17 protein-coding genes are annotated in these 16,236 nt (G+C 65.1%); 5 read left to right on the top strand and 12 right to left on the bottom strand.

Translation table 11 applies throughout. The features are described from left to right. Nucleotides 1-103 precede the first annotated feature (103 nt). A complete protein-coding gene (locus tag LOY22_RS05435; RefSeq protein ID WP_093386854.1) occupies nt 104-1,408 on the top strand; it encodes an MFS transporter in 1,305 nt (434 codons plus the stop codon). 59 nt (nt 1,409-1,467) lie between these two features. On the opposite strand, the gene purT is transcribed toward LOY22_RS05435, so the two are convergent. The 5 genes from purT to LOY22_RS05410 form a co-directional block, all read right to left on the bottom strand. Continuing rightward, entirely contained in the window at nt 1,468-2,649 is a 1,182-nt protein-coding gene (gene purT / locus LOY22_RS05430; protein ID WP_258596748.1) for a formate-dependent phosphoribosylglycinamide formyltransferase, read from the bottom strand. 88 nt (nt 2,650-2,737) lie between these two features. Beyond that, a complete protein-coding gene (locus tag LOY22_RS05425) occupies nt 2,738-3,205 on the bottom strand; it encodes a VUT family protein (protein ID WP_093386864.1) in 468 nt (155 codons plus the stop codon). 63 nt (nt 3,206-3,268) lie between these two features. Next, entirely contained in the window at nt 3,269-3,472 is a 204-nt protein-coding gene (locus LOY22_RS05420; protein WP_045196539.1) for a DUF1289 domain-containing protein, read from the bottom strand. Then, nucleotides 3,472-3,996 carry a gamma carbonic anhydrase family protein gene (locus LOY22_RS05415; RefSeq protein WP_045196537.1) on the bottom strand — a complete coding sequence of 175 codons (525 nt, stop codon included), beginning with the start codon at nt 3,994-3,996 and terminating at the stop codon, nt 3,472-3,474. The genes LOY22_RS05420 and LOY22_RS05415 overlap by 1 nt, the downstream gene beginning before the upstream one ends. A 43-nt stretch (nt 3,997-4,039) precedes the next feature. Continuing rightward, nucleotides 4,040-4,639, bottom strand: coding sequence for a CoA pyrophosphatase (locus tag LOY22_RS05410; RefSeq protein WP_010220257.1), 600 nt, complete (start codon nt 4,637-4,639; stop codon nt 4,040-4,042). Between the two features lie 134 nt (nt 4,640-4,773). On the opposite strand from LOY22_RS05410, the gene LOY22_RS05405 reads away from it, so the two are divergent. From LOY22_RS05405 to LOY22_RS05390, 4 genes are all read left to right on the top strand, one after another. Beyond that, nucleotides 4,774-5,328 carry an NUDIX hydrolase gene (locus LOY22_RS05405; RefSeq protein WP_045196535.1) on the top strand — a complete coding sequence of 185 codons (555 nt, stop codon included), beginning with the start codon at nt 4,774-4,776 and terminating at the stop codon, nt 5,326-5,328. 21 nt (nt 5,329-5,349) lie between these two features. Further along, nucleotides 5,350-5,907, top strand: a complete 558-nt coding sequence (locus tag LOY22_RS05400) for a murein L,D-transpeptidase family protein (RefSeq protein WP_045196533.1) — start codon at nt 5,350-5,352, stop codon at nt 5,905-5,907. A gap of 151 nt (nt 5,908-6,058) precedes the next feature. After that, nucleotides 6,059-7,756 carry a ShlB/FhaC/HecB family hemolysin secretion/activation protein gene (locus tag LOY22_RS05395; RefSeq protein ID WP_258596745.1) on the top strand — a complete coding sequence of 566 codons (1,698 nt, stop codon included), beginning with the start codon at nt 6,059-6,061 and terminating at the stop codon, nt 7,754-7,756. A gap of 28 nt (nt 7,757-7,784) precedes the next feature. Then, nucleotides 7,785-12,257 (top strand): hemagglutinin repeat-containing protein, encoded by a 4,473-nt coding sequence (locus LOY22_RS05390; protein WP_258596742.1) that lies wholly within the window; start codon nt 7,785-7,787, stop codon nt 12,255-12,257. A gap of 13 nt (nt 12,258-12,270) precedes the next feature. On the opposite strand, the gene gspN is transcribed toward LOY22_RS05390, so the two are convergent. From gspN to gspG, 7 genes are read right to left on the bottom strand one after another with little or no spacing between them, the layout of a single operon-like run. Further along, nucleotides 12,271-12,918, bottom strand: coding sequence for a type II secretion system protein N (gene gspN, locus LOY22_RS05385; RefSeq protein WP_258596740.1), 648 nt, complete (start codon nt 12,916-12,918; stop codon nt 12,271-12,273). Next, nucleotides 12,915-13,301, bottom strand: coding sequence for a type II secretion system protein GspM (gene gspM / locus LOY22_RS05380; RefSeq protein ID WP_258596738.1), 387 nt, complete (start codon nt 13,299-13,301; stop codon nt 12,915-12,917). The genes gspN and gspM overlap by 4 nt, the downstream gene beginning before the upstream one ends. Continuing rightward, nucleotides 13,298-14,407: a type II secretion system protein GspL gene (locus tag LOY22_RS05375; protein WP_093386891.1), complete on the bottom strand. Its 1,110-nt coding sequence runs from the start codon at nt 14,405-14,407 to the stop codon at nt 13,298-13,300. The genes gspM and LOY22_RS05375 overlap by 4 nt, the downstream gene beginning before the upstream one ends. After that, entirely contained in the window at nt 14,407-14,994 is a 588-nt protein-coding gene (locus tag LOY22_RS05370) for a type II secretion system protein GspJ (RefSeq protein ID WP_258596724.1), read from the bottom strand. Before LOY22_RS05370 ends, LOY22_RS05375 begins: the two co-directional genes overlap by 1 nt. Next, a complete protein-coding gene (locus LOY22_RS05365) occupies nt 14,991-15,359 on the bottom strand; it encodes a type II secretion system protein GspI (RefSeq protein ID WP_045196520.1) in 369 nt (122 codons plus the stop codon). The genes LOY22_RS05370 and LOY22_RS05365 overlap by 4 nt, the downstream gene beginning before the upstream one ends. Continuing rightward, a complete protein-coding gene (locus LOY22_RS05360; protein ID WP_258596716.1) occupies nt 15,356-15,790 on the bottom strand; it encodes a prepilin-type N-terminal cleavage/methylation domain-containing protein in 435 nt (144 codons plus the stop codon). Before LOY22_RS05360 ends, LOY22_RS05365 begins: the two co-directional genes overlap by 4 nt. 2 nt (nt 15,791-15,792) lie before the next feature. Continuing rightward, a complete protein-coding gene (gene gspG, locus LOY22_RS05355) occupies nt 15,793-16,227 on the bottom strand; it encodes a type II secretion system major pseudopilin GspG (protein ID WP_258596714.1) in 435 nt (144 codons plus the stop codon). Nucleotides 16,228-16,236 lie beyond the last annotated feature (9 nt).

The raw sequence follows: 16,236 nt of genomic DNA, 5'->3' as shown, positions 1-16,236 counted from the left end.
TCACGCGACCATAACAATTCGCTTCGGCGCACGCCCGTGCCTGCCTGTTCGTACCCGGCCGGCGGCGATGCCCATGGAGCTCTCGACTGACAGGGATAATCGCATGACCACCAGCAGCACCTACCCCGAAACCGCCCAGGCCAGCCCCGGCAACTCGCCGGCACGGGTTGCCACCGCCAGCTTCATCGGCACCGCCATCGAGTTCTACGACTTCTACGTGTACGCCACTGCGGCGGCGCTGGTGATCGGCCCGGTGTTCTTCCCGCAGACCTCCGGCACCGCGCAGATGCTCTCGGCGTTCCTTACTTTCGGCATCGCCTTCCTGGCCCGGCCCCTGGGTTCGGCGCTGTTCGGTCACTTTGGCGACCGTATCGGCCGTAAATCGACCCTGGTCGCATCCTTGCTGCTGATGGGTGTGTGTACCACCTTGATTGGCGTGCTGCCTGGCTACGACAGCATTGGCGCCTGGGCGCCGATCCTGCTTTGCGTGTTGCGCTTCGGCCAGGGTCTTGGACTTGGCGGTGAATGGGGCGGCGCGGCGTTGCTGGCCACCGAGAACGCGCCCAAGGGCAAGCGCGCCTGGTTCGGCATGTTCCCGCAGCTAGGCCCTTCGATCGGTTTTCTGGCGGCCAACGGCCTGTTCCTGACCCTGGCCATGCTGCTGACCGATGAGCAATTCCGCAGTTGGGGCTGGCGCATTCCGTTCCTGCTCAGCGCCGTGCTGGTGATGGTCGGCCTGTATGTGCGCCTGAAGCTCGAAGAAACCCCGGTCTTCGCCAAGGCCGTGGCTCGCCACGAGCGGGTGAAGATGCCGGTGGTCGAGCTCTTCGCCCAGTACTGGGCCCCCACCCTGCTGGGCGCGGCGGCCATGGTGGTGTGCTATGCGCTGTTTTACATCTCGACGGTGTTCTCGCTCAGCTATGGCGTCTCGACCTTGGGTTACAGTCGCGAGACCTTCCTCGGCCTGCTGTGCTTCGCGGTGCTGTTCATGGCCCTGGCCACGCCACTGTCGGCCTGGCTCAGCGACCGTTACGGGCGCAAGCCGGTGCTGATTGTCGGCGCTGTGCTGGCCATTGCCTCGGGCTTTACCATGGAGCCGCTGCTGACCTCGGGTTCGACCACGGGGGTGGCATTGTTCCTGGCCATCGAGCTGTTTTTGATGGGCGTGACCTTTGCGCCGATGGGCGCCTTGCTGCCTGAGCTGTTCCCCACTCACGTGCGTTACACCGGGGCGTCGGCAGCCTACAACCTAGGCGGGATCGTCGGCGCCTCGGCTGCACCGTTCTTTGCCCAGAAGCTGGTGGCCATGGGCGGTTTGAGCTGGGTCGGCGGCTATGTCTCGGCGGCAGCTGTGCTGAGCCTGATTGCGGTGTTGTGCCTGAAAGAGACGCGCCACTCGGAGCTGTAGAATCATCGCGGGGCAAGCCCGCTCCTACCGGTGTAGGAGCGGGCTTGCCCCGCGATTGCTTAGAACTCTACCTTGACCGCCTGCGAAGCACGGGTGGCCTTGGCCCGGGCGGCTTCGATCGACTCGTCGCGAGCCAGGCATACGCCCATACGCCGCTGGCCGTTGACCTCAGGCTTGCCGAACAGGCGAATGGCGGTATCCGGCTCGCTCAGGGCAGCGCCGAGGTTGGCGAAGGCGGTCTGCTGCGACTGGCCTTCCACCAGGATCACCGCCGACGCCGACGGGCCGAACTGACGGATCAGCGGGATCGGCAAGCCCAGGATCGCCCGCGCATGCAGGGCGAACTGCGACAGGTCCTGGGAGATCAGGGTCACCAGGCCGGTGTCATGCGGGCGTGGCGAGACTTCGCTGAACCACACCTGGTCGCCTTTGACGAACAGCTCGACACCGAACAGGCCGCGGCCGCCCAGCGCCTCGGTCACCGCTTTGGCCACCCGCTCGGATTCAGCCAGGGCCACCGGGCTCATCGCCTGCGGCTGCCAGGACTCCTGGTAATCGCCCTTCTCCTGACGGTGGCCGACCGGCGCGCAGAAGGTGGTGCCGCCGACATGACGAACGGTCAGCAGGGTGATTTCGTAGTCGAAATCAATAAAGCCTTCGATGATCACCCGGCCCTTGCCGGCACGCCCGCCTTCCTGGGCATAGTCCCAGGCCTTTTGCACGTCGTCAGTGCTGCGCGGCAGGCTCTGGCCCTTGCCCGACGAACTCATCACCGGCTTGACCACGCACGGGAAGCCGAGGTCGTCGACGGCCTTGGCGTATTCCTCGAAGGTGTCGGCGAAATGGTACGGCGAGGTCGGCAGGTCGAGCTCTTCGGCGGCCAGGCGACGGATGCCTTCGCGGTTCATGGTCAATTGCGCGGCGCGGGCGGTCGGCACCACGGTGAAACCTTCGTTTTCCAGCTCGACCAGGGTCGCGGTGGCAATGGCTTCGATTTCCGGGACGATGTAGTGCGGCTTCTCGGCCTCGATCACTGCCCGCAGGGCGGCGCCGTCGAGCATGTTGATCACGTGGCTGCGATGGGCCACCTGCATGGCCGGGGCATTGGCGTAACGGTCCACGGCAATCACTTCAACACCCAGGCGTTGCAGCTCGATCACCACTTCCTTGCCCAGCTCGCCGCAGCCACAGAGCAGTACGCGGGTCGCGGTCGGCGACAATGGGGTTCCGATACGGGTCATTTCAGGTCCTCAGAGGGAAGAACATCCTGGGCCGCCCCGTACTCGGTGCAACCCGGTGAAAAGGAGCGCCATTTTACATGAACCGTGCTCAGCCGGTGACCACCCGCTTGCGCGCGCGCCAGGCCATGGCCAGCCAGACCACGGTAACCCCGGCGAATTTCGAGGCCATGGCGGTGCCGACCACGGCCGGGGTCAGGGCGCCGATCATGCCGAAGAAGATAAAGGTGTCGATCGGGATGCTCAGCGCCGAACTCAGCCACAGGCGATCGTGCAGCGGCCGCTTGGTGATGGTGAACACCAGCCAGTCGATCAGCTCGGACACCGCGAAGGCAGTGGCGCTGGCCAGGGCGATGGCCGGCTCCGAGGTGATGTAGGACAGCACCAGGGCCGCCAGCATGGCCAGCAGCGCGCCGTGGCCGAAGCGGGTCTGGACCATGTCGCGCAGGATGAACACCAGCCCGCCCCAGGCGGACCAGATGACGTCCAGGTGCGGGGCACTGGAGAAGGCGTAGTTGATCAGCACTACGCTGCTGATATAGGCAATCAGAAAGAACATGGGATCGACCGCTGGGTAAGCGCTACAGGGTACTGCAGCGCTTGCCGGCGGCCAAGCGGCGGATCATGCGCCGACGCTGAAGATCAGCCCGGCCGCGACCGCGCGCTCGTGGCACAGCTTGAGCACCTGGCGCCGCTCGCTGTTGTCCATCCGCCCCCAGCGGGTGATTTCAGCGGCGCTGCGTTGGCAGCCGGTGCAGATATCGGCGTCATCCAGCGCGCAGATCTGCACGCAGGGCGAGGCCACCGGGCGTTCAGGCGTGCTCATCAATCCTCCTGCGGGGCCAGGTCGCGGGCATAACGCTCGGCGTTGTGCACGTAGTGGGCGGCACTGGCCTCGAGCATCTTCTTTTGCGCCTCGGTCAGTTCGCGCACCACCTTGCCCGGCGAGCCCATCACCAGCGAGCCGTCAGGTATTTCCTTGCCTTCGGGGATCAGCGCGTTGGCGCCGATGATGCAGTACTTGCCGATCCGCGCACCGTTGAGGATCACCGCGTTGATGCCGACCAGGCTGTGGTCGCCGACCGTGCAGCCGTGAAGCATGGCGTTGTGGCCGACGGTCACGCCCTTGCCCAGGGTCAGCGGCGAGCCCATGTCGGTGTGCATCACCGTGCCGTCCTGGACGTTGCTGTTCTCGCCAATGTCGATCAGCTCGTTATCGCCGCGCAACACCGCGCCGAACCAGACGTTGGCGCCGGCCTGCAGGCGTACCTTGCCGATCAGCGTGGCAGTCGGCGCAACCCAGCTGCGCGGATGGGTTTCGACCCGCAGGTCGCCCAGACGGTATTTCATGCGTGGATCCTCACGGTGCGGCGTGGCTAGCGGGTGGTCCCGCTCAAATGGGGGTAAAGCGTTCAGGCGGCTGATGCAGGCTGATGTTGGCATCGTAAAGCAAGTTGACCAGCTCGACGATCATGATCGCCGACAGCCCCCAGATCTTGTACTCGCCATAGCGGTAGCTGGGCACGTACCAACTGCGGCCCTGATAATCGATACGGTGGGTATGGTCACGCGGGTCCTGGCGAAAGAACTCCAGCGGCACGGTGAACACCGCAGCGATCTCGGCGTCGTTGGCCTGGTATTCGACAAAATCCGGAATCAGGCCGACGAAAGGCGTCACTTTCAGCCCATGCAGCGAGATCAGCGGGCTCAACGGGCCGATGATCTCCACCAGGCCCGGCGGCAGGCCGATTTCTTCTTCGGCTTCACGCAGGGCGGTGAAGATCAGGTCGGGGTCTTCCGGATCGCGGCGACCACCGGGGAAGGCCACCTCGCCGCCGTGGGTCGACAAGCCCTTGGCGCGCAGGGTCAACACCAGCTCCGGCTCTTCGCTGCGGGTGATGGGCAATAACACAGCGGCCTCGGGAAAACGTCGGTCCGTCTCCAGGGTACTCGGCGTATGACTGCTCACGCGGCGAAGTAGCTCGTCCAGCATTGCTCTCTCTCGATTCCAAAGCCTGTCGTGCATGATGCACCAAAGCCGCGGGCCGCCCAAGTCCCGGCGACGATCCGGCTTGCGGCCGCAGGGACAGTGGCGCCAAGATAGGCGCACCTAACAGGAATAAAAGCATGAAATTCTGCAGTGCGTGCGGCAATCAGGTGATTCAGCGTATTCCCGAGGGCGATACCCGCCTGCGCTATGTCTGCGATCACTGCCAGACCATTCATTACCAGAACCCCAACATTGTCGCCGGGGTGCTGCCGACCTGGGGCAGCCGGGTGCTGTTGTGCCGCCGCGCCATCGAACCGCGCCGGGGCTACTGGACCTTGCCCGCCGGGTTCATGGAGAACGGCGAAACCATCGAACAGGCCGCGCGCCGGGAAACCGATGAAGAAGCCTGCGCCCGCGTAGGCGGCATGAGCCTCTACCAACTGTTCGACCTGCCGCACATCAACCAGGTGCACGTGTTCTTTCGCGCCGAGCTTGCCGACCTGGACTTTGCCGTCGGCGTCGAGAGCCTGGAAGTGCGGCTTTTCGACGAAAGTGAAATCCCGTGGGACGAGCTGGCTTTCCGCACCGTCAGTCGTACCCTAGAATGCTATTATCGTGACCGCATCGAGCAGCGCTTTCCGATCGGCAATGAATGCCTGTCACCCATGCTCGTCTCGTCACCCAACACCTAGCTTTTTCAGGGATATCGTTTCATGCGCTGGTTGCTTGCCCTTTTCTGCCTCAGTGTGGCTTCGATGTCCCAGGCGGGTTTCACCGAAACCATCATCACCCGGCCGGTCGACCAGACCGCGCCTTCGCCACTGCAACCGCAAGCGCCCAAGCCTGCGCTGATCGACAAGATCCTGGTGATCAAGTCCGAACGTCGTTTACAGCTGATCAGCGCCGGCACGCCGCTGAAAACCTACCGCATCTCCCTGGGCAAGCAACCCAAGGGCGCCAAGCTGCGCGAAGGCGACAAGCGCACCCCCGAAGGCTTCTACTGGATCGACTGGCGCAAGCAGAGCGACCGCTACAACCTGGCCATGCACGTGTCCTACCCGAATATCACCGACGCCGCCCGCGCCCGTCGTGAAGGCGTTCCGCCGGGCGGGATGATCATGATCCACGGCACGCCGCTGAGTGAGGAATACCCGGAAGAAGTCTTCCACACCCTCGACTGGACCGAAGGCTGCATCGCCATGACCAACCGCGACATGCGTGAAGTGTGGAACATGGTCCCGGACGGCACCATGATCGAGATCCGCCCCTGATCGCCCCTTAAGGCGCTTCCGACAAGCACGTCGGAAGCTTCCCTCGCAACTCAGGCTTCGGCCCTACTCGTCTACCGGCTCGGTAGCGCATCTATTCGAATAGTAGCGTCCATAAAATCCACGCATCTGGATATCTCCTGGACGCTACTGCATGCCCAGTTCACTCAGCATTGTCGCTGCACGCCTTGTCATCCGGCCTTCGGCCCTCTTTGTAATGCTGTTGATGGTGCATCCCGCCAGTGCTCATGAACACCTGGGCATTCAGCCGCTACGCGACCAGCGTCTGCAACTGGAACAACTCGAGCAACGTCAACGCCTGCGCAAGCTGCAACGTAGCGATGAATTGGCCGAACCGGCCAGCCAAGCACCAGCCGCCACCGAGGCCTCGCCCTGCTGGCCGCTGAACGGCGTGCGCCTGGCTGGCAACCGGCAAATCGGCTCGGCAGAACTGGCAGCCAGCGTGCGACCGCTGCTGACGCCATGCATGGACGTGGCACGGATCAACCTGATCCTCAAAACCATCACCGAGCAGTATGTGCAAGCCGGCTACCTGACCAGCCGCCCCTACCTGAGCCAGCCGCCGCAAGCAGGCGCGACTCTGGACATCGAGGTCGTCGAGGGCTTTGTCGAGTCGATCGAGCTGGCCGACCCCGACTTGCCGCTGTCACTGCACAGCGCATTCCCGTCCCTGCTCGGCCAGCCCTTGCGCCTGAGCGAACTGGAACAGGGCATGGACCAGCTGAACCGGCTGCGGGCCTTCGACCTGGGCGCCGACCTGCTGCCCGGCGAGCTGCAAGGCGGCACCCGCATCCTCATCACGCCGCGGCAGATCAACCCGCGCTGGCGCCTGGGCAGCAGCTTCGACAACCGCGGCAGCGAACTGACCGGGCGCGAGCGGGTCGGCGCCAGCCTGACCCTGGACAGCCCGTTGCAACTCAATGACTACAGCCAGCTGTCGCTTACCTCGACGCTCGGTTCCGGCGCCAGTTACAGCCGCGGCTACGGCCTGTACTACAGCATTCCCTACGGCCCCTGGACCTACGCGCTCAACCTCAACCAGCTGCAGTACCAGGCGCAACTGCCGGGCCGGCGCGAGCGCAGCAGTGGCCAGAGCGGGTTCTACGGCCTGAGCCTTGAACGCAACCTGTGGCGCAACCAGCACGGGCTGCTCAGCGCCAGCCTGCGCCTGGACCAGAAGCGCCTGGACAACCGCCTGGCCGGGCAACGCCTGCACGTGCAAAGCCCGACCCTTACCAGCCTGGAAGCAGGCCTGAACCTGCTGTGGCTCGACGCCAACCTGTGGAGTGCCTACCTGGGCATTGCCCAGGGCCTGGACTGGTTTGGCGCCGATACTGCGCCGCTGGCCAGCAACGCGCCGCAGCCGCAGTTTCGCAAGTACCGCGCAAGCGCCCTGCACCTGCGCCAGGGCCGTGACCCGGCCTGGCCCTGGCGTTGGCAGAGCGAACTGAACCTGCAGTACAGCGCCGACGCTCTGCCGGCAGTCGAGCAATTGCTGCTCAGCGACAACAGTGCCGTGCGCGGCTTTCGCCAACAGGTGGCGGCTGGTGCTAGCGGCGCCGCGTGGCGCAACACCCTGAGCCAGCCGTTGGCCCTGAACCTGCCCGCCGGGCTAGTGATTCGCCCGCAACTGGGCCTGGACCTGGGCTGGAGCAAATTCGACCACGGCCGCGCCGCACAGCGCCTGGCCGGCGCCCATGCCGGCCTTGAACTTAGCCTGCCCGACAGCCTGCTCAAGCTTGACTACCAACGCGCGCTGCACGCCAGCAACACCCGCCGCCAGGACCTGGAGCCCGGCTACTGGCTGCTGGAGTGGGTACTGAACATCTGAAGTCCACAACAAAAAAGAGAAGACCGTGATGCCCAAGACGCCCTCCCCCGCTGTACAACGGCGCAGGCTCAATCGCCTGCGCTGGATAATCGCCTTGAGTCTGATGAGCCCGGGCATTGGCCTTGCCGCCAACGGCCTGCAAGCGGCAGCCGGGGTTGCCGGTACGCCGCTGATCACCGATCGGCATGGCGTGCCGGTGATCGATATCGTCGCGCCCAACGCCAGTGGCCTGTCGCACAACCAGTTTCTCGATTACAACGTCAACAAATCCGGGTTGGTGTTGAACAACGCCCTGCAGGCCGGGCAATCGCAACTGGCCGGCGCCCTGGCCGCCAACCCGCAGTTCCAGGGCCAGGCCGCCTCGACCATTCTCAATGAAGTGATCAGCCGCAACGCCTCGCGCATTGCCGGCCCACAGGAAATCTTCGGTCGCCCGGCCGACTACATCCTGGCCAACCCCAATGGCATCACCCTCAACGGTGGCAGCTTCATCAACACCACCCGTGCAGGCTTTCTGGTCGGTACGGTCGAGCTGCAAGACCAGCGCCTCAAGTACCTCGATACCCGTACCGCCAGCGGCACCCTGGAGGTCCTCGGCGTCGGCCAGAGCAACCACTACGGAGCTCTCGAACTGATCGCCCCACGCATCGACAGCCGCGGCGCGCTCGCGGCGCGCGACGACTTGAGCCTGGTGGTCGGGCGCAACCGCATCGACGCCACCGACGGCCAGGTCATCGAGCACCTGGCGGCGCCGGCTGGCAGTATCGATGCCAGCCTGTTTGGCGCCATGCAAGCCGGGCGCATCCGTATCCTCAGCACCGCGGCGGGCGCCGGTGTGCGCATGGCCAGCAGCCAGTTGCAAGCCCGCGACGGGATCGCCATAGACGCTGCCGGCACCCTGGAGATCAGCGCCGTACGCGCCCAGGCGCAACAGGTAAACATCAAGGCCGGCAAGAACCTCACCCTCAATGCCCAGGCTCGGGAAAACATCAGCCGCGAACAGCAGAACCGCAAAGAAAAGTGGGGGCTCATCACCACCGAAACCTACGAGCGCGAAAGCACCCGCACCGAGCGCCAACAGGTCGGCAGCCAGATCAAGGCCAGCCAGGACATCAACCTGCAGGCGGGCGGCGACCTGCGCATGGTCGCCGCCAGCGTCGAGGCCGGTGGCGACCTGTCGGTCAAGGCGGGCCAGAACCTGACCATCAGCGCCGGCGTCGACAGCCTGCAGGTCGATGAAAAAATCCGCCACCGCAAACATCTGTGGCGCGGTGACAAGGACAGCAGCAGCTACCAGGAAAGCGCCAAGGCCAGTGTTCTGTCCGGCCAGCAGGTTTCCCTGGCGTCCAAAGGCAACACGCAGATACTGGGCAGCGCCCTGAGCAGCGCCGGCGACATGAACCTTAAGGCCGGCAAGCTGGAGGTCGCCAGCATCGCACTGAGCAACGACGAAAACACCCGCAACTACAGTGGCGACCTGGTCTCCGGCAGCTTCTTCGGCAAGAACGGCCAGACCGAAGCCAAGGGCCAACAGGGTAGTGCCAGTAACCTTCAGGCGGAAGGTGCATTGACCGTGGTGGCTGACCAGGTGCAAATCAAAGGCTCAAAGGTGCAAGCCAAAGGCGATGCACTGTTGCTCAGTGAAAAAGCCCGGCTGTCGGTCGAAGCGACACACAATGCGTCCAGCGTCGAGCAACGCGAGAGCGACAGCAAACTGTTCGGCCTGATCGCCGAGAAAAGCCAGCGCCAGGAACACCGCCAGCAAGTGCTGAGCAGCGACCTGGCCTCTGCCAGCAACCTGCGCCTGGCCAGCGCCGATGACCTGCAGGTGATCGGGTCAAGGCTTCAGGCCGGCAAGCAATTGCACCTGCAGGCGCAAAACGCCATCGATGTGCGCAGTGCCGAACAACTGCAGACCGTCAGCGAACAAAACCGGCAACAGGGCTTCACTGCCAATGCCAGCCAGACCCAGGACGCCATCGACGGCAAGCCCGACTCGCACCAGTACACGGCTTCGGTGGGTTACGCCGTGGTCAACACCGACACGCAGGCATCCCACCTCAAGCAGGTTGCCAGCGAGCTCAAGGGCGCAGGCGTTGCACTCGAAAGTGCTAAAGCCATCGACATCACGGGCTCCAGCATTGAGGCGCTCGCCGGTGACCTTCAGTTGGATGGTCGCACTGTCACCGTAAGCGCAGCTCGCGAGCTACAGTCGCAGCAGACCACCACCGGCGAAAGTGGCGGCGGCCTGCGGGTCAGTGGCGGCATCGATGCTGTTGGCAGCGCCTTCGAAGGCTACTACAGGCGCCAGGAGGTCGATGAACGCGCAAGCCAGGCGCAACGCAGCAGCCTGAGCGCCACTGGCGATCTGCGCGTGACTGCCGACACGCTGGTCAACGAGGCTGCCCGCCTGACAGCTGGCCGGTCGCTGGAGCTGCAGGCCGGCAGCGTGGACAATCGCGCCGTCGACGATACCCGCGAATCAAAACAGACCCAGACCCACTGGCAAGCCAGCCTCGGCGCCAGCCTGGTGTACAAGGACCTGACCCGCCCGGTGGAGAACCTGGTCACCGGTAAAGAAGCCAGTCGCTTCCAGCAGGCATCAATCGAAGACGCCCTGGCCCCGCCAACGCTGGGCGCTGATCTTGAGTTCAAACACCTCAATCGCGAGCAAACCACGCGCAGCAGCACCGCGCAGGTCACCGAACTCACGGGCCAGCGTCTCAACCTCAAGGCCGGCAGCCTCGACGATGCCGGCACCCAGTACCGGGCCAGCCAGGGGCCTTTGTCGATCCAGGCGCAAAACCACCGCTTCGTCGCCGCCCAGGACAGCACCAGCGCAGGTGTCGAGCGCCTGGATGTGGACGCTGCGGTGCGCGTCGAAACCAGCACCGGCAGCGATATCAACCTGCGTCTTTCCGGCAAGGGTGGCTCGCTGCTGACCGACAACAGCACGCAAACCGCACGCCCTGGCAGCCTCTATGGGCAAACCGGCATCCAGGTGCAACTGGGCAGTGATGGCCTGTACGAAGGCACGCGCTTCAATGCCGGCGACGGCTCGCTTGAAATAACGGCCAAGGGTGACCTGAGCCTTGCCCAGGCCTACGATCAACAGCGCCAACAGTTGAACAAACTCGACGGCAACGGCTGGTTCAAGGCAGGCAACGCACCGGCGGGCAGTGCCCTGGAGTTTCGCGGCTACCTTGACCAGAGCAAACTGGACAGTCTCGATACCCAGGCCCGCGCGGTAGAGATAGACGCCAAAGGCAAAGTGCAACTGCAGGCCGGTGGTGCCCTCGAGCTTGTGGGTGGGCGCATCGGCAGCAGCGCGGCCAAGGTCGCCGATATCGAGCTGCAAAGCGCAGGTGCGCTGAAAGTCAGCGCTGCCACTGATACCCACAAGGCTCAAGGCAGCAACATCGGCGGCGGCCTGGAATTGCTCGGTAAAAGCACCAGCAATGGCAAAGGCGGTGGCCTGGGTGGCCACTTCGGCACGGGCCGGGTCGATGAAGCCAGTACCACGGCCAGCGGGGCCAACTGGTTTGCCAGGGAGCAACTGCTGTTGAGCAGCACCGCCAGTCAGGACGATGCGCTGACGCTGCAAGGCGTCAAGGCCTCGGCAAACCGGGTCGCCATCAGCGCCAGCGAAGGCGGCGTGCTGATCGAGGCCGCAGGCAGCAGCGAACGGCGCAACAACCTCGACATCACCGCCGGTGCCGGCCTTAACGCCGCTCCAGGGGCGACCGCGAAAGAGGCCAAACGCGGGCTGTATGCCCGCGGGCAGGTGAACATCGACAACGCAGACAATATCACCTTCGCCAACAGCCAATGGCGCGCCGGCCAGATCAGCCTGACCAGCCTGAGCGACACGCGCCTTGAAGGCGTGCGCCTGGATGCCGGGCGCATCGACGGCCAGGTCGGCGGCGACCTGCACATCGCCAGCCGCCAGGACCGGGTCAACCAGCTGAACGTGCAGGTGGATGCGCGCTTGAGCCAGGAAAAGAACCCACAGGGCTATATCAACGCCGCCAACGCGGTGGCCGGCCCGCTGGCTGACAAGGTCGGTAAACCGGTCGGCGGCGCGTTGCAGAAAGTCGACCCGAAGACCTCACCCACCTTCACCCTCAAGGTCGAGCACACCCAGCGCGACACCGTCGCCAGCCAGAGCGTGCTCAACGGCCGCGACGGCATCGACCTTGAGGTCGGCGGCGCCGTGCGCCTCTCCGGCGCCAGCCTGCAAGCGAACAAGGGCAAGGTGCAATTGGGCGGTGCCGCCGTCACCGAGCAGAACGTGCAGGGGCGCGATTACTATCGCCAGGTGGGCATCAACGCCTCGAACGCACCGGTCGACCTGGTCAGCGGCCTGATTGATGTCTACGGCTCCGGCGCCAACAGCAACGCAGGAGAAAAGCCGTTGGACCTCGGTTTCCTGCGTACCAGCGGGCATGATCGCAGCACCACTCTGGCCTCGAGCATAACGGAGGGCAGCAAGCCGCGCTGAGGCCGCCTGCCGGTCACCACTTGAGGGTGCGGCTGATGCCGGTTGCATCCGCCTTGAGCCAGCCGGCCGCCAGCAACACCGGGTACAGGGAAGTACCCGGTGTCATCTCGCCCTGCAGCTTCGCGCGCCGGGCGAGCAGGTCGGCATCCAGCTCGGCCTGATGCTGCCCCTGCAACTGCAACCGCGCCAGCAGATGCATGCCTGCCGAGCAATCAATGCGCACATGGCCCGCCCCCAAGGGCAGCGCCCAGGGCGCGTCCATGGCCAGACCGTCGACACTGATCTCGCCCTGGCTGCCTCGACACTGTCGACCGCTGCCCTGCACGTCGATCCGCCCGCTCCACTCACCCGTCAGCCGATAGGACGAAGGCGTCGTGAGTGTAGGCTGCATTGGCTCTACTGCCGCCCGCCAGTTCCACGGCCAGCCAGCGACCTGGACCTGCCAGCTTTGCCCCTGGAACCCAAGCTCGACCTGGGCCTGCAGACGCCAGGGCTGCCAGTGCCAAGCGACCGGCCCCACCTGCCCCAGCCGTTGCGCCTGGCCTTGCCAGAGGCTGCCGGAGACGCCTTCGGCGGCAACGGGCGCGAGCAGCCAGTTCGCCGGCAAAGCAGCCAACAGGCTCAACACGAACACCAGGGCGAACCCGCCCGCGCGCTTCATTGTTGCAACTCCAGCTCGAAGCTCATTCCAGCCTCGCCCTGCTCCAGCGACCAGCGCAGCGGGCGCACGCCTTCGCGCTGTACAGCCAGTAGCCAGCGCTGCACACCTTGCTCATCGGCGGCATGGCCCTTGATCTGCCAACTGTGGTTTTCTGCCAGCACTTCATTGAGGGCAATACTGTGTGCCTGCGCCGATTGCTGCAGTTGCTCGGCACTGAAGCGCGTCTGCACTTGCAGGCTGGCCGCCGAGCGGGCCAGGGCTTGCCACTGCCGTGCGTCCTGCAAGCGCGCCGTGCCTTCACGAACGATCAAGGTGACAAGCAATACGCCTACCATCACCCAGGCTGCCGGCATCAACCAGCGGCGCTGCAGCCATGCACTCATGAGACAGCTCCCAGGTCGAACACCAGTTGCAGTTGGCCTTCGCCCGTGCTTGCTGCAACCGCCACGCCAACCTGCCGGGCGATGGCCTGCCAGGTTGCCGCCTCGGGTGCCTGGTCGCCACGCAGGCGCAGGGTCCAGCGTTGTCCGTCAAAGCCACTGGCGCTGACATGCCAACCGGGTTGTGCCTGCAACCATTGCTGCACCGCCATCTGCAACTGCTCGATCTGACGCAGGCGCAAGTGGCGATCCGCCTCGGCCTGGCGCTGACGCTTGAGGAGCTGGGCTGCCTGGCGAGATGAAGTGACCGGCCCGGTGACCGCCACCACTTGCGCCTTGTAGACCTCGTTCTGGCGCCATTGCTGGACCAGCCACAGGCCGCTGCAGACCAGCCCCAACAGCGCGCAGGCGGCCATCAGGCGCCATTGCCCGGGGGCCATGGCAACGCGCAGCCGCATCTGCCGCGCCGGGTGCAGAGCAAACAGGCTGGGCAAAGGCTCCAACGCGGCCAACCGCGCTGGCCAGGCCCCTTCAAACATTTCGGGTTGCAGGCTTGGCCAGGGAGCCGGCAAGTTCGATCCAAGCAGCGTCGGCCAGGCCAGCCAATGCTGGCGTGAGAGTTCGGTTACCCCCTTGAGCAACAGCAGGTCCGGGCTGCGCTGCCAGCACAGGGCGGTACCCGCTGGAGTGTCTGCCAGCAACTGAAACTCGGCCCAGCAGCGCTCGACGCTCAAGCCCCAGTCGGCGCACTGGCCCAACCATTGTTCGAGCAAAGCCTGATCGACGCTGACCAGCTCCAGTTGATTGCCCTGACGTGAAACACAGCCACAACGGATCGATTCGGCCGGTTGCAGCAAACGCTCTTCAAGCAGCAAAGGCCACTCATCACGCTTGAGCCCCGGCGGCGCCGCAAGCTGGCTATGGCTGCAGTGGTTACCGGGCAGAATCAGCGCCACACGCGCGCCGTCCGGGCTGGGCGGTTCTCCCTCGCCGGCTTCGCGCCTGCCGTCGGCCAGGCGTAACCAGCTCCAGGGCGCTTGCCCCACACCAGGGCGCAGTAGCAACCAGTTGCTTTCGCGTGGCGTTTGCCAGCGTTCAAGCCATTTCATCAGGGTGCCTCCGGCAGGGCGAAGGTACAGACATAAGGTGCTCCATCACGCTTGAACTCAAGGCGCACACCGCGATCCGGGGCGGACCGCTCGGCAGAAGGAAAGGCCAGCCAGCGGCCCGATTGAAAAAACGCAAAGCTTGGCGCCGTGACCTGATCGAGCTGTTCACGTTGACGCCATTGAGGCTTACCCACCGCATACAGGTCGGACGAGGTTTCCAGCAGCAGGCGTTGCCCGCGAGTGTCGTAGCTCAGGCGCTGACGCTGCAGGCGCGAGCCGCCCTCGGCTTGCGGCCAGGCACTGCGCGCCACCCATTGCAACTGCAGGGTGGCGGGTTGCCAGTCGAGCCAGTTGATCGCCAGGGGCAGACGTTGCTCATAGAGCTGGCGCAACACCGTGGAGTCGAAACGCCGCTCCAGGGCCAGGCAGAAATCCAGCACCGGCGAGCCCTGGGCAGGTTGCTGCAAGCGCTCGCGCATACCGGCCCAGGCATTGACCAGCGCCGCCAGCAAGATCCCCAGCACCGCGGTCAGGGCCAGGGCCACCAGCAGTTCAAGCAAGGTCAGGCCCTGCTGGCGGCGCTTCATGGGCGCACCAGAAAGATACGGTACTGGCCGAGCGGATCGCGCCCGTCTCGGTCGGCAAACAGGTGCAATTGCCCTCGGCGCAGGTTGCGCACGCCGGTCGAGGTCAACTGCAGTTGCCAGTGACACTGGCCATCGCCTTGCTGCAATTGCCCGGCGGCGCTGCTTTGCAGCGGCCAGAACCGCTCGACGGCAAACCGCGCCTGCAGCTCGCGCGCACAGAACACCCCCAGGCGGTGGTGCTGCACGCTCTGCTGCACCGCCAGACGCTGGCGCAACACCTGGCTGGTCATGATTGCCAGGGCGGCGGCAATCCCCAGTGCCACCGTCACCTCAAGCAGGGTGAAGCCGCGTTGTGCGCGCTTCACAGCGGCGTCCTGTGCAACTGGCCGGCGCTGCTCCATTGCCAACGCTGGGTGCCTTCGGGCCAATGCCAGTTCAAGGTGGCGCTGCGGGCAAGCCCGGAGGGCGTGAACACCAGGCGTGGCTCGCGGCTGGCAGGCCAGTCGGCTTGCAGCGTTGCCGGCCAGTCAGCGAAATCGACGGGCTCGACCTGCCAGCGCTCGGCGACCCGGCGGACAAATTCGGGGCGGCTGCCATTCCAGCGCAAGCCGCGAATCTCCCCCCCGTGTAGCGCCAGCTCAGCCTGCTGGCGGCTGGCCCCGGCCAGGCGCTCAAGGGCCTGCTGCACCGGCGCCTTGCCGCTGTCGAGCCAGGCAATGCTCAAGGTACTCATCAGCCCGGCGATCAGCAGCACCACAAGCATCTCCAGCAGGGTAAAACCACGCTCGTTGCGCATCCTTAAAGGTTCCAGTTACCCAGGTCGGCATCGATACCTTCGCCGCCCTCGACGCCGTCGGCGCCCAACGAGTAGATATCGATGCGCCCGTGCTGGCCGGGGGCGCGGTACTGATAGGCAGTGCCCCAGGGGTCCTGCGGCAGGCGGCGGATGTAACCGTCGGCGCGCCAGGCGCGTGGCAGCGGCTCCGCCGTCGGTTTGCTGACCAGCGCCGTCAGGCCCTGCTCGGCCGAAGGGAAACGCAGGTTGTCGAGACGGTACATGTCCAGCGCCTGCTCCAGGGTCGACAGGTCGGCCATGACCTTCTGCTTCATGGCCTTGTCCTGGCTGCCGAGCACGCTTGGGGCGACCACGGCGATCAACAGGCCGATGATGAAGATCACCACCATGATTTCCATCAGGGTAAAACCGCGCTGACGCGCGCGTGGGCTGTGCATGGTCTTGCT

This window comes from Pseudomonas sp. B21-035 (genome assembly GCF_024748945.1).
Taxonomy (GTDB): Bacteria; Pseudomonadota; Gammaproteobacteria; order Pseudomonadales; family Pseudomonadaceae; genus Aquipseudomonas.
The sequence above is the reverse complement of the archived record's forward strand: the minus strand, read 5'-3'. Positions and strand labels throughout refer to the sequence as shown.